At 67.5% G+C, this 23,306-nt stretch carries 28 protein-coding genes and 2 tRNA genes; 18 read left to right on the top strand and 12 right to left on the bottom strand.

Features of this window, described 5'->3' with window-relative positions:
• On the top strand, positions 1-326 hold a 326-nt coding region (locus AWB92_RS20995), incomplete at its 5' end, for a lipopolysaccharide assembly protein LapA domain-containing protein (protein ID WP_193791414.1).
• 123 nt (positions 327-449) lie between these two features.
• On the opposite strand, the gene AWB92_RS20990 is transcribed toward AWB92_RS20995, so the two are convergent.
• The gene (locus tag AWB92_RS20990) at positions 450-1,496 is read right to left on the bottom strand and encodes a phosphotransferase family protein (protein WP_085189071.1); all 1,047 of its coding nucleotides are present in this window, start codon (positions 1,494-1,496) and stop codon (positions 450-452) included.
• Positions 1,497-1,560: 64 nt separating this feature from the next.
• Positions 1,561-2,199 (bottom strand): histidine phosphatase family protein, encoded by a 639-nt coding sequence (locus AWB92_RS20985; protein WP_085189054.1) that lies wholly within the window; start codon positions 2,197-2,199, stop codon positions 1,561-1,563.
• A 77-nt stretch (positions 2,200-2,276) separates the two neighbouring features.
• Here AWB92_RS20985 and AWB92_RS20980 point away from each other — a divergent pair, with 77 nt between their 5' ends.
• The 6 genes from AWB92_RS20980 (at position 2,277) to AWB92_RS20955 (ending at position 7,700) form a co-directional block, all read left to right on the top strand.
• Positions 2,277-2,948 carry a class I SAM-dependent methyltransferase gene (locus AWB92_RS20980; protein ID WP_085189051.1) on the top strand — a complete coding sequence of 224 codons (672 nt, stop codon included), beginning with the start codon at positions 2,277-2,279 and terminating at the stop codon, positions 2,946-2,948.
• Between the two features lie 67 nt (positions 2,949-3,015).
• A complete protein-coding gene (locus tag AWB92_RS20975; protein ID WP_085189049.1) occupies positions 3,016-4,047 on the top strand; it encodes a phosphotransferase family protein in 1,032 nt (343 codons plus the stop codon).
• A gap of 1 nt (position 4,048) precedes the next feature.
• Positions 4,049-4,813: an SDR family oxidoreductase gene (locus AWB92_RS20970; protein ID WP_085189046.1), complete on the top strand. Its 765-nt coding sequence runs from the start codon at positions 4,049-4,051 to the stop codon at positions 4,811-4,813.
• A 25-nt stretch (positions 4,814-4,838) separates the two neighbouring features.
• Positions 4,839-6,122, top strand: a complete 1,284-nt coding sequence (locus AWB92_RS20965) for an acyl-CoA dehydrogenase family protein (RefSeq protein WP_085189044.1) — start codon at positions 4,839-4,841, stop codon at positions 6,120-6,122.
• Positions 6,103-6,723 (top strand): TetR/AcrR family transcriptional regulator, encoded by a 621-nt coding sequence (locus AWB92_RS20960; protein WP_085189041.1) that lies wholly within the window; start codon positions 6,103-6,105, stop codon positions 6,721-6,723. The genes AWB92_RS20965 and AWB92_RS20960 overlap by 20 nt, the downstream gene beginning before the upstream one ends.
• Positions 6,723-7,700 (top strand): NADPH:quinone oxidoreductase family protein, encoded by a 978-nt coding sequence (locus AWB92_RS20955; RefSeq protein ID WP_085189039.1) that lies wholly within the window; start codon positions 6,723-6,725, stop codon positions 7,698-7,700. Before AWB92_RS20960 ends, AWB92_RS20955 begins: the two co-directional genes overlap by 1 nt.
• A 92-nt stretch (positions 7,701-7,792) precedes the next feature.
• Here AWB92_RS20955 and AWB92_RS20950 read toward each other — a convergent pair whose 3' ends face one another.
• The gene (locus tag AWB92_RS20950) at positions 7,793-9,667 is read right to left on the bottom strand and encodes an alkyl sulfatase dimerization domain-containing protein (protein WP_085189037.1); all 1,875 of its coding nucleotides are present in this window, start codon (positions 9,665-9,667) and stop codon (positions 7,793-7,795) included.
• 172 nt (positions 9,668-9,839) lie between these two features.
• Between AWB92_RS20950 and AWB92_RS20945 the strand changes: the two genes are divergently transcribed.
• Positions 9,840-10,313, top strand: coding sequence for a lipoprotein LpqH (locus AWB92_RS20945; protein ID WP_085189035.1), 474 nt, complete (start codon positions 9,840-9,842; stop codon positions 10,311-10,313).
• A gap of 2 nt (positions 10,314-10,315) precedes the next feature.
• Here the strand turns inward: AWB92_RS20945 and AWB92_RS20940 are convergent, their stop codons facing one another.
• The 5 genes from AWB92_RS20940 to AWB92_RS20925 form a co-directional block, all read right to left on the bottom strand.
• On the bottom strand, positions 10,316-11,830 hold the full coding sequence (locus AWB92_RS20940; protein ID WP_085189033.1) for a HAMP domain-containing sensor histidine kinase: 1,515 nt from the start codon (positions 11,828-11,830) through the stop codon (positions 10,316-10,318).
• Positions 11,808-12,512, bottom strand: coding sequence for a response regulator transcription factor (locus tag AWB92_RS20935; RefSeq protein WP_067154759.1), 705 nt, complete (start codon positions 12,510-12,512; stop codon positions 11,808-11,810). The genes AWB92_RS20940 and AWB92_RS20935 overlap by 23 nt, the downstream gene beginning before the upstream one ends.
• A 147-nt stretch (positions 12,513-12,659) precedes the next feature.
• Entirely contained in the window at positions 12,660-12,815 is a 156-nt protein-coding gene (locus tag AWB92_RS30100) for a hypothetical protein (protein ID WP_173817459.1), read from the bottom strand.
• Between the two features lie 46 nt (positions 12,816-12,861).
• Positions 12,862-13,107 carry a hypothetical protein gene (locus AWB92_RS20930; protein ID WP_068179979.1) on the bottom strand — a complete coding sequence of 82 codons (246 nt, stop codon included), beginning with the start codon at positions 13,105-13,107 and terminating at the stop codon, positions 12,862-12,864.
• 90 nt (positions 13,108-13,197) lie between these two features.
• Positions 13,198-13,608, bottom strand: coding sequence for an MmcQ/YjbR family DNA-binding protein (locus AWB92_RS20925; RefSeq protein WP_085189031.1), 411 nt, complete (start codon positions 13,606-13,608; stop codon positions 13,198-13,200).
• Between the two features lie 99 nt (positions 13,609-13,707).
• Between AWB92_RS20925 and AWB92_RS20920 the strand changes: the two genes are divergently transcribed.
• Both AWB92_RS20920 and AWB92_RS29530 read left to right on the top strand, forming a co-directional pair.
• Complete coding sequence (locus AWB92_RS20920; RefSeq protein WP_085189029.1) at positions 13,708-14,544, top strand: hypothetical protein; 837 nt, start codon at positions 13,708-13,710, stop codon at positions 14,542-14,544.
• Positions 14,545-14,647: 103 nt separating this feature from the next.
• Positions 14,648-15,037, top strand: a complete 390-nt coding sequence (locus AWB92_RS29530; protein ID WP_142282219.1) for a hypothetical protein — start codon at positions 14,648-14,650, stop codon at positions 15,035-15,037.
• A gap of 43 nt (positions 15,038-15,080) precedes the next feature.
• Here AWB92_RS29530 and AWB92_RS20910 read toward each other — a convergent pair whose 3' ends face one another.
• Positions 15,081-16,025 (bottom strand): class I SAM-dependent methyltransferase, encoded by a 945-nt coding sequence (locus AWB92_RS20910; protein WP_085189027.1) that lies wholly within the window; start codon positions 16,023-16,025, stop codon positions 15,081-15,083.
• Positions 16,026-16,128: 103 nt separating this feature from the next.
• Between AWB92_RS20910 and AWB92_RS20905 the strand changes: the two genes are divergently transcribed.
• From AWB92_RS20905 to AWB92_RS20885, 5 genes are read left to right on the top strand one after another with little or no spacing between them, the layout of a single operon-like run.
• Entirely contained in the window at positions 16,129-16,476 is a 348-nt protein-coding gene (locus AWB92_RS20905; RefSeq protein WP_085189025.1) for a nuclear transport factor 2 family protein, read from the top strand.
• Positions 16,477-16,478: 2 nt separating this feature from the next.
• Positions 16,479-17,513 carry a phosphotransferase family protein gene (locus AWB92_RS20900; protein ID WP_085189023.1) on the top strand — a complete coding sequence of 345 codons (1,035 nt, stop codon included), beginning with the start codon at positions 16,479-16,481 and terminating at the stop codon, positions 17,511-17,513.
• Positions 17,514-17,532: 19 nt separating this feature from the next.
• Positions 17,533-18,033 (top strand): hypothetical protein, encoded by a 501-nt coding sequence (locus tag AWB92_RS20895; RefSeq protein WP_068102550.1) that lies wholly within the window; start codon positions 17,533-17,535, stop codon positions 18,031-18,033.
• Between the two features lie 38 nt (positions 18,034-18,071).
• Entirely contained in the window at positions 18,072-18,692 is a 621-nt protein-coding gene (locus AWB92_RS20890; RefSeq protein ID WP_085189022.1) for a hypothetical protein, read from the top strand.
• 42 nt (positions 18,693-18,734) lie between these two features.
• Positions 18,735-19,277 carry a GNAT family N-acetyltransferase gene (locus AWB92_RS20885; RefSeq protein WP_085189020.1) on the top strand — a complete coding sequence of 181 codons (543 nt, stop codon included), beginning with the start codon at positions 18,735-18,737 and terminating at the stop codon, positions 19,275-19,277.
• 30 nt (positions 19,278-19,307) lie between these two features.
• Here AWB92_RS20885 and AWB92_RS20880 read toward each other — a convergent pair whose 3' ends face one another.
• Positions 19,308-19,517 (bottom strand): hypothetical protein, encoded by a 210-nt coding sequence (locus tag AWB92_RS20880; protein ID WP_085189018.1) that lies wholly within the window; start codon positions 19,515-19,517, stop codon positions 19,308-19,310.
• Between the two features lie 302 nt (positions 19,518-19,819).
• Between AWB92_RS20880 and AWB92_RS20875 the strand changes: the two genes are divergently transcribed.
• From AWB92_RS20875 to AWB92_RS20865, 3 genes are read left to right on the top strand one after another with little or no spacing between them, the layout of a single operon-like run.
• Positions 19,820-20,569 (top strand): hypothetical protein, encoded by a 750-nt coding sequence (locus AWB92_RS20875; RefSeq protein WP_142282218.1) that lies wholly within the window; start codon positions 19,820-19,822, stop codon positions 20,567-20,569.
• Complete coding sequence (locus AWB92_RS20870; RefSeq protein ID WP_206601307.1) at positions 20,566-21,408, top strand: uracil-DNA glycosylase family protein; 843 nt, start codon at positions 20,566-20,568, stop codon at positions 21,406-21,408. Before AWB92_RS20875 ends, AWB92_RS20870 begins: the two co-directional genes overlap by 4 nt.
• A gap of 27 nt (positions 21,409-21,435) precedes the next feature.
• Positions 21,436-23,025, top strand: a complete 1,590-nt coding sequence (locus AWB92_RS20865) for an amidohydrolase family protein (protein WP_085189014.1) — start codon at positions 21,436-21,438, stop codon at positions 23,023-23,025.
• A gap of 80 nt (positions 23,026-23,105) precedes the next feature.
• On the opposite strand, the gene AWB92_RS20860 is transcribed toward AWB92_RS20865, so the two are convergent.
• Positions 23,106-23,178 (bottom strand) — tRNA-Arg (locus tag AWB92_RS20860).
• A gap of 32 nt (positions 23,179-23,210) precedes the next feature.
• Positions 23,211-23,302: transfer RNA gene (locus tag AWB92_RS20855), tRNA-Ser, on the bottom strand.
• Between the last annotated feature and the right edge of the window lie 4 nt (positions 23,303-23,306).

Raw genomic sequence — 23,306 nt, 5'->3', positions numbered from 1 at the left:
CTCCCCCGCCTCCCCCGCCGCCGCCGGATCCGCACGTCGGCGCGACGCCCAAGGATCCGGCCGTCGGGTTCACCCGCGCCGGCGCTTTATGGTCCTTCCTGATCGTCGGCTTCCTGATCCTGGTCCTGCTGTTGATCTTCATAGCCCAGAACACGGATTCGGTGCGGTTTACGTTCTTGACTTGGCATTGGAGCCTGCCCCTGGGCGTCGCCTTCCTGCTGGGCGCCGTGGTGGGCGGGCTGATCACCGTGGCCGTCGGCACCGCGCGGATTCTCCAGCTGCGCCGCGTGGCCAAGAAACACCACGCGGCCGCTCAGAACTTCTAGCGCCGCCTTTCAGGTGTGAATCGAGGGCGTTGCGTGTGAGCCGACGGCGGGAAAATCGCCGAAATCCCGCCCTGGACACACACCGAAAACCGCCAGCGCACACTCAAAGCCCTGGGCGCACACTCAGCCGGGCAGCTTGGCCAGCTCCGCCAGCCCGCGGGAGATCAGCGGCGCGACCACCTCGGGCGTGTGCTCGGATTCTTTTCCGCTGGCCAGGTCCGACATGCGCCGGCGGAAGTCGATGCCGGCGGCGATGATGGCGAGCTTGAAGTACGCCAGCGCCATGTAGAACTCCCAATGCGCCAGCGGCAACCCGGCCACCAGCGAGTAGCGGTCGGCCAGCTCGTCCGCCGTCGGCAGCAGCGGCGAGGTCCAGGCCGCCTGCGCGTTGACGATCAGGTCCAGCGCCGGGTCGCGGTAGACGCACATCAGGGCGGCGTCGGACAGCGGGTCCCCCAGCGTCGAGAGCTCCCAGTCCACGACCGCGCGCACCTTCGTCGGGTCCTCAGCGTCCAAGATGGTGTTGTCGATCCGGTAGTCGCCGTGCACGATCGAGGTCCGGCTCTGCTGCGGAATGGATTGGCGCAGGCCGGAATGCAACCGTTCGACGTCGGCGTCGCGGTGGTCGTCGGGTAGGCGCACCAGCTCCCACTGCGAACCCCAGCGTCGCACCTGACGCTCCAGGTAACCGCTGGGCTTGCCAAAGTCGGCCAGCCCCACGGCGTTCGGGTCGACGCTGTGCAGATCGACGAGGACCCGGATCAACGAGTCGACGCAGGCGTCGATGACGGTGTGACTGAACGCTTCGAGCTGCGCACGCCGGCGCACCACCTGCCCGGCAACAAATTCGACGATCTGAAACGGCGCGCCCAGCACCGAGTCGTCCTCGCACAGCGCGATCGCGCGCGCCACCGGGACCGGCGTGTCCTGCAGCGCGGCGACGACCTTGAATTCTCGGGCCATGTCGTGGGCCGAGGGCGTCAGCCCGTGCAGCGGCGGGCGGCGCACCAGCCAGCTGGTCGTGTCGTCGTACACCCGGAACGTCAGATTCGAGCGGCCACCGGAAATGAACTCGCCCCGAAGTTCGCCGTCGCGGCCTATCCCGAGCGAACGCAGGTACCGGTCCAGCGAGGCCAGGTCGAGCCCGTCGAGTCGGTCAACTGAAGTCACTCGAACTTGTTTACCACCGCTGATGTCGGTCAACTTCACCACCACCGATTTGCCCGACTCGACCTCAGGCCGTTCCACGGCCTGCATCGTCGCCGGGCAGCCGCTGGTTTCGCGGCAACAGATCCCACACATGCTCGACGGTGTTGACCCCCGCCACCGTCGCCTGACCCGTCCGCGAGAACAGCAGCCGGGTCACCGACGCGTAGTCGACTGGGAAGGACAACAGCCGCCTCGTGCCCAGGATTTCGTGCAGCAACACATTGATCACCCCGCCGTGGCTGAACACCGCGACCGTGTCCTCGGGATCGGCGGCGGCGACGAGGTCGTCGACCCCCGCGCGGACGCGCGCACGAAACGCGTCCTCGTCCACCGCGCTGGGCAGATGCCCCTCGGCCAGGCGGGCCCATTCCTCCGGTCGTTCGGCTTTGATCTGCTCGACGGGGATGTAGACGGGAAGGTCGCGGTCGTATTCGGCGAATCGCTCGTCGATTTCGACTCGCAGCCGGCGCGCGGCCGCGACGGGTTCGGCGGTCTGAATCGCGCGCCGCTGCGGGCTGCTCACCACCCGCGCGATGGGAAACCGGGCGAGCGCGTCGGGCAGGCGCTCGACCTGCGCCCACCCCTGCTCCGACAGGTCCGGGTCCGAACCCTCGCCGTGTTCGCTGCGCAGCGGTAGCGCATGCCGGACCAAGAGCACTTGCATGTTTGTTCCCGTCGTCGGATGGTGGGCAGCGCCCAGTTTCTCATCGCGCCCCGCGACAACGATCCCGAGGAGGAGAGATGACCCAGCCGCAGATGGATTGGGACGCCGCATACCGGCAGGAAACGCCGCCGCCGTGGAGCATCGGCAGGCCGCAGCCCGAGCTGGCGGCGCTGATCGACGAGGGCAAGATCCGCAGCGATGTCCTGGACTCCGGCTGCGGCCACGCCGAGCTGTCGCTCGCCCTCGCTGCGCGCGGGTACACGGTTGTCGGACTGGACGCCAGCGCGACGGCGGTCGAGGCAGCGACCGCCACGGCCGCCGAACGAGGCCTGACGACAGCGACTTTCGCGCAGGCCGATGTCACCAACTTCCGGGGCTATGACGGTCGCTTCTCCACGATCCTGGACAGCGGACTGTTCCACGCGCTGCCGCCCGAGAGCCGCCAGGACTACCTGCAGTCGATCTTTCGGGCCGCCGCGCCGGGGGCGGCGCTGTACATCCTGGCGTTCGCCGCGGGAGCCCTGGGCCCTCAGAGCGCCGACCGACCCGGCCCGCGCGGCTTCACCGAGACGGAGCTGCACGATGCCGTCGCAGAGCTCTGGCAAGTCGACGATCTGCGCCCCGCCAAGCTCTACGGCAACGCCGGCGCGCTCGCGGCTTCCGGTGATCCGCTGCCCGAGGTCGAATTCGACACCGACGGCCACTTCATGGCGCCGGGCTTCCTGTTGAGCGCGCACAAGCCCGGATAACAGTCGAGGCCTTTCCGCACCCCTTGGAGAATGCTATTCTCCGCACGGAGAGCGGGGTGTGCAGCCTATGACGAGTGTCAGCGAAACCCAACTGGACCCGCGTGTCCTTGCCCGTTGGCTGGATGCGAGCGGGGCACCCGGCGCCGGCGAGCAACCGGTGCTGAACCAGCTCAAGGGGGGTTCCCAGAACACCCTGTACCTGATCGAACGCGGCGGCGAACGCATGGTGCTGCGGATGCCGGGCGCGCGCGCCGACGCGGCCCGCATCGACGGCCTGCTCCGCGAGATCCGGCTGGTCCGTGCGCTGTCGGGCACCGACGTGCCACACGCGGCGCTGATCGCCGCCGACGACACCGGCACCGTGCTGGGCATGCCGTTCTACGTCATGCAGGCGATCGACGGGTGGAGCCCGATGGACGGCGGATGGCAGGCGCCGTTCGACACCGATCTGGAGGCCCGTCGCGGGCTGGCGTTCCAACTGGTCGAGGGCGCCGCCAAGCTGGGCCGGGTGGATTGGCGCGCGCAAGGCCTCGAGGGCTTCGGGCGCCCGGACGGCTTCCACGAGCGACAGGTCGATCGCTGGCTGACGTTCCTCGACGCCTACAAGGTGCGCGAGCTGCCCGGGCTGCACGAGGCCGCCGACTGGTTGCGCAACCACCGGCCCGACCATTACAAGCCCGGGATCATGCACGGCGATTACCAGTTCGCCAACGTGATGTTCGCGCACGGTGCGCCCGCGCGGTTGGCCGCGATCGTGGACTGGGAGATGACGACGGTCGGCGATCCTCTGCTCGATCTCGCCTGGGCGCTGCTGGGCTACGACGGCGAGGAGCCCAGCACCGACGGGTTCTATCTGGACATGCGCGGGATGCCGACGCGCAGCGAATTGCTCGAGCACTACGAGAAGATCAGCGGGCTGTCCACCGAGAACATCGACTATTACCTGGTGCTGGCCAACTGGAAGCTCGGCATCGTGCTGGAGAAGACCTACGCGGCGGGGGTCAAGACCGGAAAAGTCGACCCGAACATCCAGGACACCTTCGGGGCGATGATCCCGCGGCTCATCGCCACCGCGGCCGATCTGGCCGGGGCGCACTGAAATGGGCTATGCGGAGCAGCTTTTCGACCTCACCGACCGGGTGGTGCTGATCACCGGCGGCAGCCGCGGGCTGGGACGCGAGATGGCGTTCGCGGTCGCACATTGCGGCGCCGACGTCGTGATCGCCAGCCGCAACGTGGACAACTGCGTGAGCACCGCCAAGGAGATCGAGGCCGAGACCGGCCGCTCCGCGATGCCCTACCAGGTGCACGTGGGGCGCTGGGACCAACTCGACGGCCTGGTCGAGGCCACGTACGAGCGGTTCGGCAAGGTCGACACGCTGATCAACAACGCGGGCATGTCGCCCTTGTACGACAAGCTGACCGACGTCACCGAGAAGCTATTCGACGCGGTGCTCAACCTGAACCTCAAGGGGCCCTTCCGGTTATCGGCGTTGGTGGGCGAGCGGATGGTCGCGGCCGGGCGCGGATCGATCATCAACGTGAGCACGGCCGGATCGCTGCGGCCGGCCCCCGACATCGTGCCGTACGCCTCGGCCAAGGCGGGCCTGAATGCCATGACCGAGGCACTGGCGAAGGCGTTCGGACCAGACGTCCGGGTCAACACGCTGATGGCCGGGCCGTTCCTGACCGACGTCAGCAAGGCCTGGAACCTCGAGGGGGCCAAGGGCGAGCCGTTCGGGCATCTGGCGTTGCAGCGCGCGGGCGACCCCCGCGAAATCGTCGGCGCCGCGCTGTTTCTGGCGTCCGACGCCTCCAGTTTCACCACCGGCTCGATCCTGCGCGCCGACGGCGGTATCCCCTGACCTATGAACGAATAGGAGCATTCGAATGTCTTGGGACTTCTCCACCGAACCGGAGTTCGAAAAGAAGCTGAGCTGGATCCGCGAGTTCGTGCGCGAGGAGGTCGAACCCCTCGAGGTGCTGTTCCCCGGCTGCGAATTCCTGCCGCTCAACGACGAGCGGCGCCGGATCGTCGATCCGCTCAAGCAGCAGGTCCGCGACAACGGCCTGTGGGCACCGCATTTGGGGCCGGAGCTCGGTGGGCAGGGGTTCGGCGCGGTCAAGCTGACGCTGATCAACGAGATCCTCGGGCGCAGCCCGTGGGCGCCGATCGTGTTCGGGACCCAGGCGCCCGACACCGGCAACGCGGAGATCATCGCCCGCTTCGGAACCCAGGACCAAAAGGACCGCTATCTGTCCGGGCTGCTGTCCGGGGAGATCTTTTCCTGCTTCTCGATGACCGAACCGCAGGGCGGCGCCGACCCGCGCGTCTTCACCACCCGCGCGGTCCGCGACGGGGACGACTGGATCATCACCGGGCGAAAGTACTTCTCCTCCAACGCATCCGTCGCGTCGTTCTTCATCGTCGTCGCGATCACCAACCCCGACGTGCCCGTCCACCAGGGCGCCTCGACGTTCCTCATCCCGGCCGGCGCCCCCGGCCTGAATGTGGAGGCAACCCACCACCTCGTCGGCGCCGACCCCCACGAGCCGGGGCATTCCCTGGTTCGATACGACGGGGTTCGGGTGCCGTCGGAGGCGCTGCTCGGCGAACCCGGTCAAGGCTTCCTGATCCTGCAGACCCGCCTGGCCGGCGGCCGGCTGCACCACGCGATGCGCTCGATCGGGATGGCGCAGCGGGCCGTCGAGATGATGTCGCGGCGCGCGAAAAGCCGCTTCACCCAGGGCAGCTCACTGGCCGACAAGCAGTTGGTGCAGGAGTTCGTCGCCGACTCCTACACGGAGCTGATCCCGTTTCGGCTGACCGTGCTGCACGCCGCCTGGCTGATCGACAACGGCGACGAGCGCGCCGCCCGCGCCGAGATCGCCGCCTGCAAGATCCTGGCATCGCAGGTGCTCAAATCGATTGCGCTGCGCGCGATTCAGGTCCACGGCGCCCTCGGCCTCACCGACCAGCTGCCGCTGGTCAACGTGCTGCTCGGCGGCATCGCGCTCGGGCTGGCCGACGGTCCGACCGAGGCGCACAAGGTCAACCTGGCGCGGATGCTGCTCAAGGGCTACGAGGCCGAGGAGGGCGACTGGCCGAGCGAGATGCTGGACGTCCGGCGCGAGGCGGCCCGCGCCAAATACGGTGAGCTCGTTGACTTCTAGCAGGGTCACCGCGGCGGTCGAGCGCGCCCTGGACGACCGCCAGCGCGAGGCGACCGAGGAGGTCGAACGCATCCTGGCCGCGGCGGTGCGGGTGATGGAACGCGTCGCGCCCGAGGAGCCGCGGGTCAGCGACATCGTCGCCGAGGCCGGCTCGTCGAACAAGGCGTTCTACCGGTATTTCGCCGGCAAGGACGACCTCATCCTGGCGGTCATGGAACGCGGCGTGGCCATCGTCGTGTCCTACCTGCAGCACCAGATGGCCAAGGAATCCAGGCCGGAAGACCAGGTCGCATGCTGGATCGAGGGCACGCTGGCCCAGGTGGCCGACCCGCACCTGATCAGCATGAGCCGCGCGGCGGCCGGGCAGATGTCGGGCCCGAATTGGCGAGTGGCCGACACGGAAATGCTGCGGCCGCTACGGGATCTCCTCATCGAGCCCATCACGGCGCTGGGCAGCACCGACATCGACCGCGACGTCGAGGCGGTGTTCTCTTGCACCGCGGCGACCATGCGCCGATACGTGGGATCCGCCGATCGCCCCCAGACCGACGACATCGCACACCTGGTGGGCTTCTGCCTGCGCGGGCTGGGGATCGGGTGATGCGCGCCGTCGTCTGCCGTTCGTATGGCACGCCGGAGGACCTGGTCGTCGAGGACCTCCCCGATCCGGTCCCCGGGCCCGGCCAGCTGGTGGTGCGGGTGCACGCCGCCGCGGTCAACTTCCCCGACGTGCTGCTGATCGCGGGCAAGTACCAGGTCAAGATTCCGGTTCCGTTCGTGCCAGGCAGCGAGCTGGCCGGCGAGGTGGTGGCGGTCGGCGACGGCACCCCGTTTCGCTTGGGGCAGCGGGTCTCCGCGACCACCCCGACCGGCGCGTTCGCCGAGCGCGCGCTGCTCGATTCGAGAGCGGCCGCGCCCATACCCGACGGCGCGGACTTCGCGTCGGCCGCGGCGTTCGGTGTCACCTATCGCACCGCGTATCACGCGCTGCGGTCGATTGCCGAAGTGGCACAGGGTGATTGGGTAGTGGTGCTCGGCGCCGCCGGCGGCGTGGGGCTGGCGGCCGTGGACCTGGCGGTCGCGATGGGCGCGCGGGTGTTGGCAGCCGCATCGAGTCCCGAAAAACTCGAGCTGTGCCGGCAGCGCGGCGCCGAGGCCACCGTCGACTACGACCATGAAGACCTCAAGACCCGCATCCGCGAGCTCACCGGCGACTCCGCCCGGGTAGTCCTGGACCCCGTCGGCGGGCCGTACGCGGAGCCCGCGCTGCGCGGCCTGGCCCGCGGCGGCAGCTTCATCACCCTCGGCTACGCGTCGGGCACCATCCCGTCCATCCCGCTGAACCTGGTCCTGCTCAAGGGAATCACGATCCGCGGCATGGAGATCCGCACCTTCATGGGCGACCGGCCCGACGACGCCGCGCGCGACATGCGCGAGTTGGAGCAGATGTTCGCCGCCGGCACCATCCGGCCCTACATCGGCGCGCGCTTCCCGCTTTCCGAGGCCCCGGCCGCACTGCGGCACGTGGCCGAGCGAAAGGTGCTGGGCAAGGTGGTCATCGACGTGGACACGCCGTAGCGCGAGCAGACGCAAAAGCACCCAATTCAGCGCCATTTGAGGGGCTTTTGCTGGGGGCACCTCCCGCTTGCGGGGACTGCTCGCAGTACCGATTACGGCGTGACGATGTTGAAGGCCGGGTCGGGCTCGTCGAGCGCGCCGAGGAAGGCCTGCAGCGCCTCGTGGTCGCCCGAAACGTCCAGACCGGGCGAGACGAAGTCGCCCATCGCCGCGGCCAGCAGCCGAAACTTGCTGTCGGCGTTCACCGTAACCGTCGCCGTCGCCGGGTCGGGTGCCGCCCTGCGGTGCACGAGGACCCCGTTGCGCAGGCTGAGCCGGTAGTTGGCGGCCGCGTCGGCGAACGCGATGTCGACGGCGATGTCGAGGTCCCAACTGCGCGGCCCGTTGACCCGGATGGCGAGGCTGTCGAAGATCTGCTCGGGTGTTAGTTGAGAAAGCATTGTGGGAGAAGCGACTTGGGCCGCGGTGCCGAAGTTGCCGTCGCGCAGTTCGGCGGCGCCGCTCAGGAAGAAGTTGCGCCACGTGGCGTTCTCCGCGCCGTAGGCCAGCTGTTCCAGCACATCGGAGTACAGCGAGCGGGCGGCCGCGTGGCCGCTGTCGGTGAAGACGGCATGATCGAGCAGCGTTGCCGCCCAACGGAAGTCACCGGCATCGAACGCCGCGTGGGCGAGCTCGACGACCCGGTCGATGCCGCCCATCGCGTCGACGTAGCGAGGGGCGATCGCCTCCGGCGGATGGGGCCACAGCCGCGCCGGGTTCCCGTCGAACCAACCCATGTAGCGCTGGTAGATCGCCTTGACGTTGTGGCTGACCGAGCCGTAGTACCCGTGGGTGTGCCAGGCCCGCTCCAGCGCGGGCGGCATTTGAAACGCCTCGGCGATCTCGGCGCCGGTGTGCCCCTGGTTGAGCAGGCGCAGCGTCTGGTCGTGCAGGTAGGCGTACAGATCGCGTTGCAGCGAAAGGAATTCGACGATGCTCTCCCGGCCCCAGGTGGGCCAGTGGTGGGAGGCGAACACCACGTCGGCGCGATCGGCGAAGGTGTCGATGGCCTCGGTCAGGTAGCCCGACCAGGCGTGCGGGTCGCGCACCAGCGCGCCGCGCAGGGTCAACAGGTTGTGCAGGTTGTGGGTGGCGTTCTCGGCCATGCACAGCGCGCGGAACCGCGGGAAGTAGAAGTGCATTTCGGCCGGCGCCTCGGTGCCGGGCGCCATCTGGAACTCGATCTCCACACCGTCGATGGTGTGTTTCTCACCGGTCTCCCGGATGTCGACGGTTGGGACGATGATGCCGATCTCGCCGGTGGACGCGGCCTGACCCAGCCCGCAACCCACGTGGGCCTGCGGTCCGCGCGCCAGCATGGAGCCGTACATGTAGGTCGCGCGCCGCGTCATCGCCGGGCCGGCATAGACGTTCTCCTGGACGGCGTGCGCGGTGAAGCCCTCCGGGGCCAGCACCGCGACCGCGCCGCTGTCCACGTCGGCTTGCGTGGTGACACCGAGAACGCCGCCGAAGTGATCGACGTGGCTATGGGTGTAGATCACTGCGACGACGGGACGGTCCCCGCCACGGTGGGTGCGATACAGGTTCAGCGCCGCCGCCGCGACCTCGGTGGATATCAGCGGGTCGATGACGATGACGCCGGTGTCACCCTCGACGAAGGTGACGTTCGAGATGTCCAGGCCGCGGACCTGGTAGATGCCCGGGACCACCTCGTACAGCCCCTGCTTGGCGGCCAGCGTCGATTGGCGCCAAAGGCTCGGATGCACGGACGTCGGCGCGTCACCCGTGAGGAAGGAGTAGGCGTCGTTGTCCCAAACCACGCGCCCGTCGCCCGCGGTGATGACGCACGGGGACAGGGCCGCGATGAAGCCGCGATCGGCGCTCTCGAAGTCCCTGGTGTCGTCGAACGGCAGGGCATGGTCCCGATGGGCCGACTCGATGACGGCGGCGGGGGGTTTGTGGTTCACGGCAACACAGTGCCATTAATGCGTCCTTTGGTGGAAGGACGTGTGCAGAGCTGGTGGGTTAACCGATGCGAAACAATTTCGCCGTACCTCTTTCCTGCGGCACGGCAAACTTGCATACTGCCTTGACGGTTCTCAATGCCGAGGACCGCAACAATCGGGCAAAGGAGAACAGGTGAAGCGTGGACTGACTGTCGCGGTAGCCGGAGCGGCGATTCTGGCCGCAGGCATTTCCGGGTGTTCGAGCAACAAGTCGAGCACGAGCGGTAGTGCGAACGGCACGTCCGTTGCGGTTGCCACCCCCGGAAGCGGCGCGGCAGCGCCGACGGTGACCATCGACGGCAAGAACCAGAACGTAACCGGATCCGTCGTGTGCACGACGGTCGGCGGCAACACGACCATCGCGGTCGGTGGTGCGGCGACCGGCATCTCCGTCGTGCTCGCCGGTGACAACACCGTGAAGTCCGTCGGGCTCGGCAACGTCAACGGTGTGACCCTCGCGTACGCGCAGGGTTCCGGGCAGGGCAACGCCTCGGCGACCAAGAACGGCAACAGCTACAAGGTCACCGGCACAGCCACCGGGGTCGACATGGCCAACCCCACGGCACCGGTGAGCAAGCCCTTCGAAATCGACGTGACTTGCTCTTAGCCTCAGCTTCGTGATGCGGGCGGTTGCCACCCGTTGAGTGGCAACCGCACCGTGAACTCGGTGTGACCGGGTGCGCTATCAACCGTGATCGTCCCGTGGTGCGCCTTGACCACCGCGGAGACGATCGCTAATCCGAGCCCGGTGCTGCCGCCTTTGCGCGAGCGCGAGGAATCACCGCGGGCGAACCGCTCGAACACCTCGGACTGCAGCCCCGCCGGAATGCCGGGGCCGTTGTCGATGACCGACAGCACGGTCTGCGTCGGCTCGGTGCTCAACCGGGTCGTCACGACGGTGCCGGGCGCGGTGTGGACCCGGGCGTTGGCCAGCAGGTTGGTCAGCACCTGCTGCAGCCGCGCCGCATCGCCGGTGACGACCACCGGCTCCTCCGGCAGGTCCAGCTCCCACTGGTGATCCGGCCCGGCGACGTGCGCGTCGCTGACGGCGTCGACCGCCAGCCGCGACAAATCCACCGGTTGGCGTTCCAGTGGCCGGCCGGAGTCGAGGCGGGCGAGCAACAGCAGGTCCTCGACGAGGCGCGTGATCCGCTCGGTCTCGGACGCCACCCGGCTCATCGCGTGCGCGACGGCCTCGCGGTCGTCACCCATGCGCTGGGTGAGCTCGGTGTAGCCGCGGATCGCGGCCAGCGGCGTGCGCAGTTCGTGGCTGGCGTCGGCGACGAACTGGCGTACCCGGGTTTCACTGGCCTGCCGGGCCGACAGCGCCGCCGCGATGTGGTCGAGCATCCGGTTCAGCGCCGACCCGAGCTGACCCACCTCGGTGGACGGATTCGCGTCGGACTCGGCCACCCGCACCGGCAACTCGACCTCGCCGCGGTCCAACGGCAGTTCGACGACCTCGCTAGCGGTTTGTGCGACGCGACGCAGCGGGGCCAGCGCCCGCCGGATGATGACGACGCCGGCAGTGGTCGCTGCGACCAGCGCGATCACGGTGACGATCCCGAGGATGACCAGCATCCGGATCATGGTGGCGTCGATGTTCGACATCGACAGGCCGGTGACGATGACGTCCCCGCCGCTGCGGCTCGGGGCGGCGACGACGCGGTATCGACCGAGTCCGTCCAGTTCGAGCGTCACCGGCTTGCGGCTGCCGGCGATGTGTTCAAGTTGTGTCTGCGCGGCCTGGGTCAACGCGGCCCGCGCGCCGTCGCTGGTCAGGTATCCGGCGTCGACGATCTTGCCGTCGGTGATAACCGCGGCGACCATGCCGGCGGGCTGGCCGGGGGCATCGAGGAACCGTGGGCCGGGACCCGGTCTCGGATAGAAGTGCGATTCGTGGCGCCAACCCGGGCGTTTCGGTTCGGGGTACATCAGCGCGGAGCGGTACGAGGTCCCCGCGAGCTGCCCGTCGAGCTGCGCAACCAAGTGGTGCAGCAACGCCAGCTCGGTCGCCGCGGTGATGCCGATGCAGACGACGGCGAGCACGACAATCTGGCCGACCAGCAGCCGGAGCCGAAGTGACCAGACCCGCCGCGTCCTAGCGGGCCGGCTTGAGGACATAGCCCGCGCCGCGCAGCGTGTGGATCATGGGTTCACGACCGTTGTCGATCTTCTTGCGCAGGTAGGAAATGTAGAGCTCGACGATGTTCGACCGCCCGCCGAAGTCATAACTCCACACCCGGTCCAGGATTTGGGCCTTACTCAGCACCCGCTTGGAGTTGCGCATCATGAACCGCAGCAGCTCGAACTCGGTGGAGGTCAACGAGATTGGTTCGCCCGCGCGGGTCACCTCGTGGCTGTCCTCGTCCAGCACCAGGTCCCCGACCACCAGCTGCGCCCCGCTGTCCACGGTCGTCACCCCGGTGCGACGAAGCAGCGCCCGGAGCCGCAGCACGACCTCTTCGATGCTGAAGGGCTTGGTCACATAGTCGTCGCCGCCGGCGGTCAGGCCCGCGATGCGGTCCTCGACGGCGTCCTTGGCCGTCAGCAGCAGCACCGGCAGCTGCGGATTGTCCTCGCGCAGCTTGTGCAGCACATCCAGCCCGCTCATGTCGGGCAGCATCACGTCGAGCACGACGACGTCGGGTCGCTGGGCCCTGGCCGCGGCGATCGCCGATGCGCCGTCGCCCGCGGTGGAGATGGTCCAGCCCTCGTATCGCAGCGCCATGGAGACCATTTCGGCCAGCACTGCTTCGTCGTCAACGACGAGGACATTGATCGGGTTGCCGTCCGCGCGGCACATGACAACCCGCTCTACCGAGGCCCGGGACTGCGTCACAAGTTCCAGTATCCGCGCCGGGCTGAGGCAACGCTATGGCGTTCCTATGCGTCACCTGTGAAAAGATCGCGTGACTGTCGGGCAGTCACGCGATCCGGTTTCACGGGGTGCCTAGTACCAATACCGCCTGCCGGCGACGGGCCGGCCGACAGAGCCCATGATCCACAGCACCGCGCCGATGACGAGCACGACGATGCCGATCTCCCACAACAGCGGGAGGCTAAACACAAACCCGAGAATGAGTAGCACTACGCCGAGGATGATCATGACAACTTCCTTTTTGTGAGGGGTCTACGTTATTTCGTGGCCGTTTCTAGACCACCGCTAGACCACTGGGCATTGAACTGGGCTGCGGGACATGGCAATCCTTAACTTTGGGATTGACGCCCGCATAATTCAGGGGACCGGCGATAACCGTCAACGCAATGTTTCCCGCGGTGACACAATTCGTTGCGCCGCCCTTGAAGTAGTCGCGCTGAAAAGCCGCGAAGACTCCGATGAGCAACCAGATCAGGACAATCCCGCCGATCACTCCGCGACCACCCATGGTGACCTCCATTGTGTTCGAGAAAAAATCTCGTGGACCTAGCGTTACCCGTTGGACTTGCGTCTAAACGTGGTCCGCGCCGAGGCCTTAACGCGCCCGTTATCAGGAATGGTCCGCGAGCCAGGCCTCGGCGCGTCGCCTGGAGGCGCGTGAGAGCCACGCGTCCTGAATCAGCTCCGCGAGTTCGGTCCTGGTGATCTCGGCCAGTCGGCAGGCCCGCACCAGGACCGAGGGATGCCCGTCGAAATGGCTTGTGGTGAAGAACGGCGACGCGGGGTCCTGGACGAGCGCGAGCTTGTCGCTCTCCGACTCCACCCACAGCATGATCACGTCGGCGTAGCGTTCACCGGTGTCCGGATCCGTCGCGTCGGGCTGCGGGGTGCGGAAGAACACGAACGACTTCCCGCCGACCTGATAGATGGGGTTGCCCTTCGGGCCCTCCAAGCGCTTGACGTGTGGCATCGACATGGCGATCCGATGCACGTCACTGACCCGGGCCGGCCGCTCAGCCATAACCGCGAGATTACCGCGGTCGGTAGCATGGCGAGTGGGGTTGCGGTGAAGGGGGATTGAGATGGATCGCGCTCGGCTGAGCTCTCGGGGCGATGCGCCGTGACCGACACCCTGTTCGCCGACGTCTCCGAATTCCAAGTGCCCGTGGACGATTCCTATCCGTACCCGGTGCTTTCCATCCGCGTGTGCGACGGCACATATCGAGATCACAACTTCGCGGCGAATTACGCGTGGATGCGCGCGGCCTTGGACAGCGGGCGCCTGACCTTCGGGATCGTCTACACCTATGTGCGGCCGAACTGGTTGGACAATGCCAACACCGTGCGCTCCATGATCGATGCGGCGGGCGGATTGCACCCGCGGGTGGCGCTGATGCTCGACGTGGAAGCCGGCGGCAACTCACCCGGTGACGGCTCGAGCTGGATCAACAGCCTGTACTGGAACCTGGCCGACTACGCCGGGTCTCCGGCGCGAATCATTGGGTACGCCAACGCCTATGACTTCTACAACATGTGGCGCACGCGGCCCGCGGGCCTGCGCGTCATCGCGGCCGGCTACGGGTCCAACCCGGACCTTCCGGGTCAAGTCGCGCACCAGTACACCGACGGCACGGGCTACAGCCCCAACCTGCCGCAGGGGTGCCCACCGTTCGGCCATTGCGACATGAATTCCGCCGACGGGTTGACACCGCAGGATTTCGCCGCCGCGTGCGGCATCAGTACGAACGGAGGATGGTTGATGGCGCTCACCGACGACGAACAAGCCGAACTGCTGAGCAAAGTCCGCGACATCTGGGACCAGCTGCGAGGGCCCGGCGGCGCGGGCTGGCCGCAACTCGGTCAGAACAGCGAAGGTCAGGACCTGACACCCGTCGACGCGATCGCGGCGATCAAGCGCGACGTGGAAAGCTCGGCGGGCCTGCAGGCTTCGCAATAGCCGCCCCTCGCTACACGGCGCTTACGAGTAACCCGGGGTCCTATCCCACGGAGAGTCGTTCCCACCCAAGGGTTCGTCACCGACCAGGAGGGTTAACACCGTTATGCGCCAGCCTCATCGCTCGCTCGCTGCGCTGCCGGCCGTCGCCGCGACGGCTGCGGCCGTCGCGTTGGCCTCCGGCTGCTCCAACACCGATTCAACGGCCCAACGCCCACCGTCGAGCACCGTCGGTTCGGAAGCCACCACGAGTCAGCCCATGCCTGGCGCCGGCGAGGAAGTCCTGTTTGAGCGCAACATCAAACCGCTCTTCCGCGCGGACGACCGCGACTCGATGAAGTGGGCGTTCGACCTATGGTCCTATAACGACGTCAAGGCTCACGCGACGGCCATCGTCCAACGCCTTCGCGATGGCTCGATGCCATGCGACGGGGCCTGGCCGGCCCAAAAAATCGACGTCTTTCAGCGCTGGATCGACTCCGGCATGTCCCCCTAGGCACTCGACCATGAAAGCCGTTGGCGCTCAACGGGGATCGCGGTCAGCCCGCTCGCCGCTGCGCGGACACGTAGAGGGTGGGCGGCATAACGTTGCCCCCGTCCTGCGGAATGGTGCGGCCGTAGCGGGCCATCAGCTCCGCGAAGGTCGCCGTGGACACGTCCCAGCCGTGCTCGCGCAGCCAGCCGTCGACGGGCGTGCGCTCCTCGGGGTACCAGAGGTCGTCGAAGTCGGTGATCTCGGTGTCGACCAGCCTGGCCGCCGCGGCCCGCATCCGCTGCATGTCCTCGCGCTGTCGCCGAACCAGCTCGGGGTCGGTGAAGCCCTCGCCGGGGACGTTGGAGGCGAGCCAACTACCCGGCGCGCTGAGCGCATGGATGCGCTCGAACAGCAGGTCCTGGGCCTGCGCCGGTAGATAACGGACGAGACCCTCGGCCGACCACACCGCCGGGCGTGATGTGTCGAACCCGGCTTCCTGCAACGCCTTTGGCCAATCCTGGCGCAGATCGATCGCCACGTTCACCAGCCGCGCGTTCGGCTGCGCGCCGTGCTCGCGCAACGTGTTGGACTTGAACTCCAGCACCTTGGGCTGATCCAGCTCGTACACGACGGTGCCGTCGGGCCAGGGCAGCCGCCAAGTGCGCGCGTCCAGGCCGGCAGCCAGGATCACCACCTGGCGAACGCCGGCGTCGGCCGCGCCCATGAAGAACTCGTCGAAAAACGCTGTGCGCGTGGCCATGAAGTCGATCATCAGCTGAATCCGCGACCGCACCTCCGGTTCGAGCTCGACCGCCTTGGCGAGCCGCTCGGGGTCGGCGTAGATGCTCCACATCCCCTCGCCCGCCGCATCGACGAACACCCGCGCGAACGGGTCCTTGATGAGGGGGTTCTCGCTCTCGGTCTCGGCGGCACGCGCCGCCGCGACGCCCAGCGCGGTGGCTCCCACACTTTGGGTGATGTCCCAGGAATCGTTGTCGGTACGCGGCATCGCGGTTTCCCTTCCCAGCCTCAAGTTCGTTAGTTGCCCACACTATTGTTCCAGGACTCCGGCACCGCCGGCAGCCCACCGCCGGTGACCTACGCTTCATCCCATGACGCGTATGCCGCAGGAGATATTTGCCCACCACGGGCAGGCGCTCGGCGCAGGCAACCTGGACGGGATCGTCGCCGACTACACCGAGGATCCCGTGGTCATCACCCCGGCCGGCGTCGCGCGCGGCCGGGACGGGATTCGCGGTGTCTTCGCGAAATTGCTCGACGACCTGCCCGACGCGGCATGGGATCTCAAGAATCAGGTCTTCGAGGGCGAGGTGCTGTTCCTGGAGTGGGCGGCCGATTCACCGCTCAACCGGGTCGACGACGGCGTCGATACGTTCGTGTTTCGCGACGGCATGATCTGGGCACAGACCATTCGCTATACCCCGCGGCCCAAGGGCTGACCGTGGAGCCCGTCAACCTCGAGGCCGTAGCGGAATGGATGTCCGGGCAGGGGCTCGGTGAGGGTCCGCTGGAGGACGTCGCCACCGTCACCGGGGGCACCCAGAACGTCATGCTGCGATTCACCCGGGCCGGGCGCCCGTACGTGTTGCGGCGCGGGCCGCGGCATCTGCGCCCGCGCAGCAACAGCGTGATCCTGCGCGAGACGAAAGTCCTTGCGGCGCTGGCCGGTTCCGATGTGCCGCACCCGCACCTGATCGCGACCTGCGACGACACCAGCGTGCTCGGCGACGCGGTCTTCTACCTGATGGAGCCGGTCGACGGGTTCAACGCCGGCGAGGGGCTACCGCCTTTGCACGCGGGCGACGCCAGCGTGCGGTTCGGGATGGGCCTGTCGATGGCCGACGCGCTGGCGAAGCTCGGCGCCGTCGACCACGTGGCCGTCGGGCTCGCCGACTTCGGCAAGCCGGACGGGTTCCTGGAGCGGCAGGTGCCGCGCTGGCTTTCCGAGCTGGACTCCTACAGCGAGTACGACGGCTACCCCGGGCCCGACATCCCGGGGATCGAGGAAGTTTCGGCCTGGCTGGAACGCCGGCGACCGACGACCTGGACCCCCGGCATCATGCACGGCGACTACCACGCCGCCAACGTGATGTTTTCCCGCACCGGGCCCGAGGTCGTCGCCATCGTCGACTGGGAGATGTGCACGATCGGTGACCCGCTGCTGGACCTGGGCTGGCTGCTGGCGACCTGGCGCCAGCCCGACGGATCCAGCGTGTTCAGCCACGCCCTCGGCGGCCAGGACGGGCTGGCCAGCACCGACGACCTTTTCCAGCGGTACGCCGCCAACACCACCCGCGACCTGTCAAACATCACCTGGTACACCGTGCTGGCCTGCTTCAAGCTCGGCATCGTGATCGAGGGGACGCTGGCCCGGGCCTGCGCGGGCAAGGCCGAAAAAGCGGTCGGCGATCAGCTGCACGCCGCCACGGTGCACCTGTTCGAGCGGGCGCTGACGCTTATCGGCGACGAATCCTGACCCACTAACATCTCCCTTCGTGCCGCCCTACCCCGAGAACCCCGACTTCTACTCCGAGCCGACGCAGGCCGCCTACGGCGGCTATTACGACGAACCGGCTGCTCAGCCGCCCGAGCCGCCGACTCCCTGGTACCGCCGCCCGGCGGCGCTGGTCGCGGCCGGTGCTCTCGGGGTGATCGTGCTCGGCCTCGCGGCGTACGCGGTGGTCAAGCTGGTGGCCGGTTCGCCGTCGCCGGCCCCGACCACCACCACGACGACACCGGCTCCCACCACCACCGCTTCGGCGGCGACCACCACGACGGAGCCGCCGCACCACCACGGCGGCGGCGGTGGCGCGCCGACCCAGACCGTCACCGAGACCGCCCCGCCGGCGAGCACCGACACGGGAACCCCAAGCACCGACACTCCGACGACGACGGTTCCGCCGAGCACGGTCACCGTTTCGCCGAGCACCGAAACCAGCACGGTGACCCAGACCGTGACCATCCCGCCGCGTCGGCCGTTTCAACCGCGCCCATAACCGGGACACGTTGGGGGCCACGGGGCTAGCCTCCATGCGTGGACGTCGGGGAATCGGTCAGGCGCTCGCTTGACCATTGGGAGCACCGCGATTGGGACGCGGCAATGCTGCACGCCGGCAACGCGGTCGACGGCACCTCGAAGAAGCGCTATGCGCAGCAGGGCGTCGCGACCCGGTTCAAGCGCACGATCCGGGACTCGCTGGACATCTTTCAGGTGATGGCCGCTCCCAGCATCGATTTCGATCAGAGCCGCTTTCCCATCGCGGTGAAATCGGACCTGCCCGACGGCCGTCCCGACATCGCCGACGTCCTGTACGGCGTGCACCGCTGGAACCACGGCCACGAGGACGAACTGCCCGAGGGTTTCGAACTGACCCCGCATGGGCCCCGCCCCGCGGGAGTGCAGATCTGGCGAACCGGGAGGATCCAGCTTCCCGCCTCGACGGTGATCGGATTGTTGGCCGTCGCGGTGTTCTCCCCCGAGAACAAGGGCGAGGACATCCCCGATGGGTACCAGCTCAGCTGGTACCAGTACGTCTTTCACGTCTGCATGTGGTGGGGTTGGCAGGACCACTTTCGCGAGATCATCGCCACCGCCCAGATCCCGCGGACGACTCTCGACTTCGCCGAGTCCTGGGACGACTGGTCGCCGGTGTAGCGGCCAAAGTCGCTCGCCTGCAAGCAGTGACAGACTGCTTACATGCAAACGAGCATCGGCCTGGTGCGTCCCGCTTCCGCGCACGACGCGGCCGCTTGCGTCGCGATCTACCGCCCATATGTGCTGGAGACGGCGATCAGCTGGGAGCTCGAGGTCCCGAGCGAAGCCGAGATGGCCGCACGGATCACGGCCGCCCGCGAGACCCACGAGTGGCTCGTCCTCGAACGCGACGATCGGGTTGTCGGATTCGCCTTCGGACACACGCTCAATCGCCTGCCCTCCTACCGGTGGACGGCCGAGACCGGACTCTATGTCCATCCGGACCACCACCGCGCCGGCGTCGGCCGCGCGCTCTATACCCGGCTACTGCACCGGCTCACGGAACGCGGCTACCGGCAGGCCCTCGCCGGCATCACCCAACCCAACGAGGCGAGCAACCGTTTCCATCGATCCTTTGGGTTCGAAGAGGCCGGGCTGTACCGGCGCGTCGAATGGAAACACGGCCGCTGGCACGACGTCGCGTGGATGCAGCTCGATCTGGCCGGTTCGGCCGACACGGAAGCGCCGCCCGGCTCGATCGTCTGAGCCGGGGGCGCCTTTACCGAATGAAAAGAGTTAGGGGCTAGCGACCGCCGGCGCCGCCGCCGAGGCGACCGCCAGCGCCACCGCCCACGCGGCCACCCGCGCCGCCGCCGAGGCGACCTCCCGCGCCACCGCCCACGCGGCCACCCGCGCCACCGCCGAGGCGTCCACCGGCACCACCCCCGACGCGTCCACCGGCGCCGCCACCCACGAAGCCGCCGCCGCCACCACCGATTCGCGCAATGCTGTTAGTCATGTGCGCAAGTTAGCGCCGAAACCGCGCACCCACAAGGAACTGAGTGTTAACGATTCAAATCGTTTTGGAAGGTTGAGCGCACCCCGGCGACCGCGCCGCCGGGACGCCGACGGAAGTGGGGTAGCGCACTACGCATGTGCTCCGCGTGACCCCGCGTAATAGTTCTGACACCGCATCGGTGCAACCGAAACGAGCAAATCGTTCGATGGTGTCTCGGTCCGTTCGACGGACCACGACGTGGACGACTTAGCGGTCGCGCCGTTTGCTTTTCAATTCCAAGGAGAAACTGATGGCAAGCCAGACTCACATCGTCCGCAAGCGACTCGCCGAGACCGTCGTGCAAACTCGGCGCCTGGGACGACACATCGAACACGACCCGCGGTCGCGTGACTTCCCAGCCGAGAGGGCGCAGGCCATAGTCTCGGTCGACCATCGTGCGACCGGCTTGCCACTCGACCAGGGCCAGATCGGCTCCTGCACCGCAAATGCATTGTGCGGGGCGCTAAATTCCGCGCCCGACTACACCGGCGCTAAGTCCTACACCGAATCCGATGCGGTCATGCTCTACGAATTGGAAACCAAACTCGAGGGCCAGCCCTATCCGCCCAACGACCCCGGCGGCTCGGGGCTCATGGTGTGCAAGGCCGCCCAACAGCTTGGCTGGATCTCCTCCTACCGGCACGCATTTGGGCTGCAACACGCTTTGACTGCGCTGGTGATTCAGCCGGTGATCACCGGCTTCAACTGGTACACCAGCTTCGACGAGCCCGACCCGGACACCGGCCTGGTCACGATCACTGACGATGCCACCGTGCGCGGCGGCCACGAGGTGGTGGTCGACGGCATCGACGCCGACAACCAATTGATCTGGTTATGGAATAGCTGGGGGACCAACTTCGGTCGCAGCGGACGGTTCTGCATGTCGTTTGGCACCTGGGAACAACTCCTCGCCGAGAGCGGCGACGTCACTGTCCCGGTCACTGCTTCCCAGACGCCCGCGACATCGCACAAAACCCGGCAAGAACGGGGCAACCAGTGACGCTCAGCCTGATGCCCCAGACCTTTGATCCCGGTTACGTCGGCGAGCCGTTCCTGACCCTCTGCGATCAGGCGCCGGCGGCGCCGGTGTATCCCTACGACGCATTCCGCGTCGAATGGGGCCCGATCTTCCATCGCGGCCGCCTCGACGGTACGGCGCGTCTCCTCTGCATCGGCCAGGATCCAGCCCAGCACGAGGCGGTGGTCCGCCGGATCCTGGTCGGGACGGCGGGACATCGCGTCCAGGGCTTTCTGGCGAAGCTCGGCCTCGATCGAAGCTACGTGATGGTCAATACCTTCCTCTACAGCGTCTACGGTCAGAGCGGGGGTAACCAGCATGTCAGCGACCCGCCAATCGTCCAGTACCGCAACCGGTGGCTCTCCGCGCTGCTGGCCCAGGGGGCGATCGAGGCGGTCGTGGCGTTCGGCTCCCTCGCGGATCAAGCCTGGCGTGAATTTCTTCAGGATCCCGCCAATGCGGCCTACAAGGCACTCGCGTATCAGCATGTGCCGCACCCGACCTCGCCGGAGGGCACGGGCGGGACGCCGGCACAGATCGCCGCCGCGACCACGGCCATGCTGGTCCAATGGAACGCGGCGCTGCAGGTTCTCCGCAGCGCCGTCACCCAGCCCGACGCGGCACGCCAGTTCGTTCCCTATGGCGCCACATTCCTTCCGGCCGAACTGCCGCCCATTCCGGCATTCGATCTGCCGGCGGGAACGCCGGCCTGGATGCAGGGCGATAGCGGATGGGCGACGCGTACCGGCACGACGGCGGCGCTGAAGCGGCGCACCATCACCGTCGAGGTCCCCGACGGCATCGTCCCGGCCACCCCTTAAGGCGACCCTCCCGGACGGAGTAGACCCATGAAATTCGTGCTGCATGGCTCTGTGGTCACGATGAACGCCGCCTTCGATACCTGGCCGAACGGTGCGGTCTACATCGACGGCAACCAGATCGTTTGGGCCGGCGACCGTGGCGCCGCGGCGCCCCCGGGGTTCGCCGGAGCCCCGGTCGTCGAGACGGGCGGGTTCATCTTCCCGGGACTGATCGAGCTGCACAATCACCTGAGCTACGACGCCTTGCCGATGTGGCAGGTCCCGAAGCTCTACACGAACCGTGGCCAATGGCAGAACGACACGGACTATGTCCGCTCGGTGTCCGCCCCGATGACGACAATCGCGAATTCCAAGGACCCACACCTGCTTGCGGCGGTCGCGCGCTACGCCGAAACCAAGTGCCTCCTCGGGGGTGTGACGACCAGCGAGGGCATCTCGCTCAAGTCCGACCAGCTGCAGGCGTACTACCACGGTGCCCTGCGGGCGGTCGACGATCCCAACGACGCCGCATTCCATCGAGCCACGACGCACATTCCCGATGTGGAAGCGTCGCAATGGGCGCAATTCAAGAAGGAGGTCGACAAGGCGTCCTGTCTGCTGCTCCACCTGAGCGAGGGCCTGGACGACGAAGCGCGCAACGCCTTCCTCGCGCTGAACAACGGCACGCAATGGGCGATCGGTCCGGCACTGGCCGGCATCCATTGCGCCGCACTCAAACCACAGGACTTCGCCGTGCTGGCCCAGAACGGGGCGTCGATGGTGTGGTCGCCATTGAGCAACCTTCTGCTCTACGGCGGCACCGCGGACGTCAAGTCCGCCCGCGCCGCCGGAGTGCCCGTCGCCCTCGGCTCGGACTGGTCGCCCTCGGGCAGCAAGAACCTGCTGAACGAGCTCAAGGTTGCCAAGATCGTCAATGAGATCGGTCAGATAGGACTCTCCGACCGCGACATTGTCGCGATGGCGACGAGCGCGCCGGCGGCGATCGTGAAATGGGGCGCACTGATCGGCAGCATCGAGCCCTCCAAGCGCGCCGACGTCACCGTGATTGCGGCGGCGTCCTCGGCCGATCCTTATGCGGCCTTGATCGATGCCAAGGAAACCGACGTCGTGCTGGTGCTGGTCGACGGGCGCCCGGTCATCGGAACCAAGGACCTCATGTCCGGCTTCGGCGTCACCGGCGAGGCGCTGGCGCTCGGGACCGATACGCGCGTGGTGCACTACGGGCCGCCTGACCCGAAGGTCCCGCCCATCACTTTTGCCGACGCCCGGGCCGCATTGACCGACGCGTTGCAGCGGTTGCCGACCCTGCTCGCGGACGAAAACCGCGGGCAGGGTGTCGCCGGGCGAAGCCTGACGGCCGCGGCGGAACCCGAGATGCGCCTGGCACTCGATGAGGAGCACTTGAGCGGGTTTGCCCTCCGTCCCAGCCTGCCCCTTGCCGGGCAGCAGACGGGGCCGGACGCGCGGTTGCCGGCGTTGGCGGCAGCGCCACTCCCGCCCAAGTCGCTCAGCCTCGACCCCGTATGCGTGGCGGTGGACGCCGCGTATGGCGACGGCCTGCAAGGGCAGCTGAATCTGCCCGCTGAGGTCAAGCAGGCTCTAAAGGCCTACTACTGACCGGCCGTGGCACAGCGCTGAATTGTGACCGAATGTCAAGGCCGCGCGCCGCTTTCACCGGCATCCGATGCGGAAATGTGCGCGCCCGAAGGGATTCGAACCCCTAACCTTCTGATCCGTAGTCAGATGCTCTATCCGTTGAGCTACGGGCGCCTGTCTTCAGTTGTCTCGCCCCCGAAAGGACGTGGCGGAGGCGAGAGGATTTGAACCTCCGGTCCCCTTTGAGGGGGACAACTCATTAGCAGTGAGCCCCATTCGGCCGCTCTGGCACGCCTCCATCG

Origin of the sequence: Mycobacterium sp. IEC1808, from assembly GCF_002101935.1 — a bacterium.
Lineage (GTDB): Bacteria > Actinomycetota > Actinomycetes > Mycobacteriales > Mycobacteriaceae > Mycobacterium.
This window is presented reverse-complemented; position numbering and strand designations above follow the sequence as displayed.

Bases quoted from the DNA above. Each gene is read 5' to 3' on its own strand.
- AWB92_RS20985 (WP_085189054.1), bottom strand. From the start codon at position 2,199: ATGCAAGTGCTCTTGGTCCGGCATGCGCTACCGCTGCGCAGCGAACAC.
- AWB92_RS20980 (WP_085189051.1), top strand. From the start codon at position 2,277: ATGACCCAGCCGCAGATGGATTGGGACGCCGCATACCGGCAGGAAACG.
- AWB92_RS20975 (WP_085189049.1), top strand. From the start codon at position 3,016: ATGACGAGTGTCAGCGAAACCCAACTGGACCCGCGTGTCCTTGCCCGT.
- AWB92_RS20970 (WP_085189046.1), top strand. From the start codon at position 4,049: ATGGGCTATGCGGAGCAGCTTTTCGACCTCACCGACCGGGTGGTGCTG.
- AWB92_RS20965 (WP_085189044.1), top strand. From the start codon at position 4,839: ATGTCTTGGGACTTCTCCACCGAACCGGAGTTCGAAAAGAAGCTGAGC.
- AWB92_RS20955 (WP_085189039.1), top strand. From the start codon at position 6,723: ATGCGCGCCGTCGTCTGCCGTTCGTATGGCACGCCGGAGGACCTGGTC.
- AWB92_RS20940 (WP_085189033.1), bottom strand. From the start codon at position 11,830: ATGTCCTCAAGCCGGCCCGCTAGGACGCGGCGGGTCTGGTCACTTCGG.
- AWB92_RS20935 (WP_067154759.1), bottom strand. From the start codon at position 12,512: ATGTGCCGCGCGGACGGCAACCCGATCAATGTCCTCGTCGTTGACGAC.
- AWB92_RS30100 (WP_173817459.1), bottom strand. From the start codon at position 12,815: ATGATCATCCTCGGCGTAGTGCTACTCATTCTCGGGTTTGTGTTTAGC.
- AWB92_RS20930 (WP_068179979.1), bottom strand. From the start codon at position 13,107: ATGGAGGTCACCATGGGTGGTCGCGGAGTGATCGGCGGGATTGTCCTG.
- AWB92_RS20925 (WP_085189031.1), bottom strand. From the start codon at position 13,608: ATGGCTGAGCGGCCGGCCCGGGTCAGTGACGTGCATCGGATCGCCATG.
- AWB92_RS29530 (WP_142282219.1), top strand. From the start codon at position 14,648: ATGCGCCAGCCTCATCGCTCGCTCGCTGCGCTGCCGGCCGTCGCCGCG.
- AWB92_RS20910 (WP_085189027.1), bottom strand. From the start codon at position 16,025: ATGCCGCGTACCGACAACGATTCCTGGGACATCACCCAAAGTGTGGGA.
- AWB92_RS20905 (WP_085189025.1), top strand. From the start codon at position 16,129: ATGACGCGTATGCCGCAGGAGATATTTGCCCACCACGGGCAGGCGCTC.
- AWB92_RS20885 (WP_085189020.1), top strand. From the start codon at position 18,735: ATGCAAACGAGCATCGGCCTGGTGCGTCCCGCTTCCGCGCACGACGCG.
- AWB92_RS20875 (WP_142282218.1), top strand. From the start codon at position 19,820: ATGGCAAGCCAGACTCACATCGTCCGCAAGCGACTCGCCGAGACCGTC.
- AWB92_RS20865 (WP_085189014.1), top strand. From the start codon at position 21,436: ATGAAATTCGTGCTGCATGGCTCTGTGGTCACGATGAACGCCGCCTTC.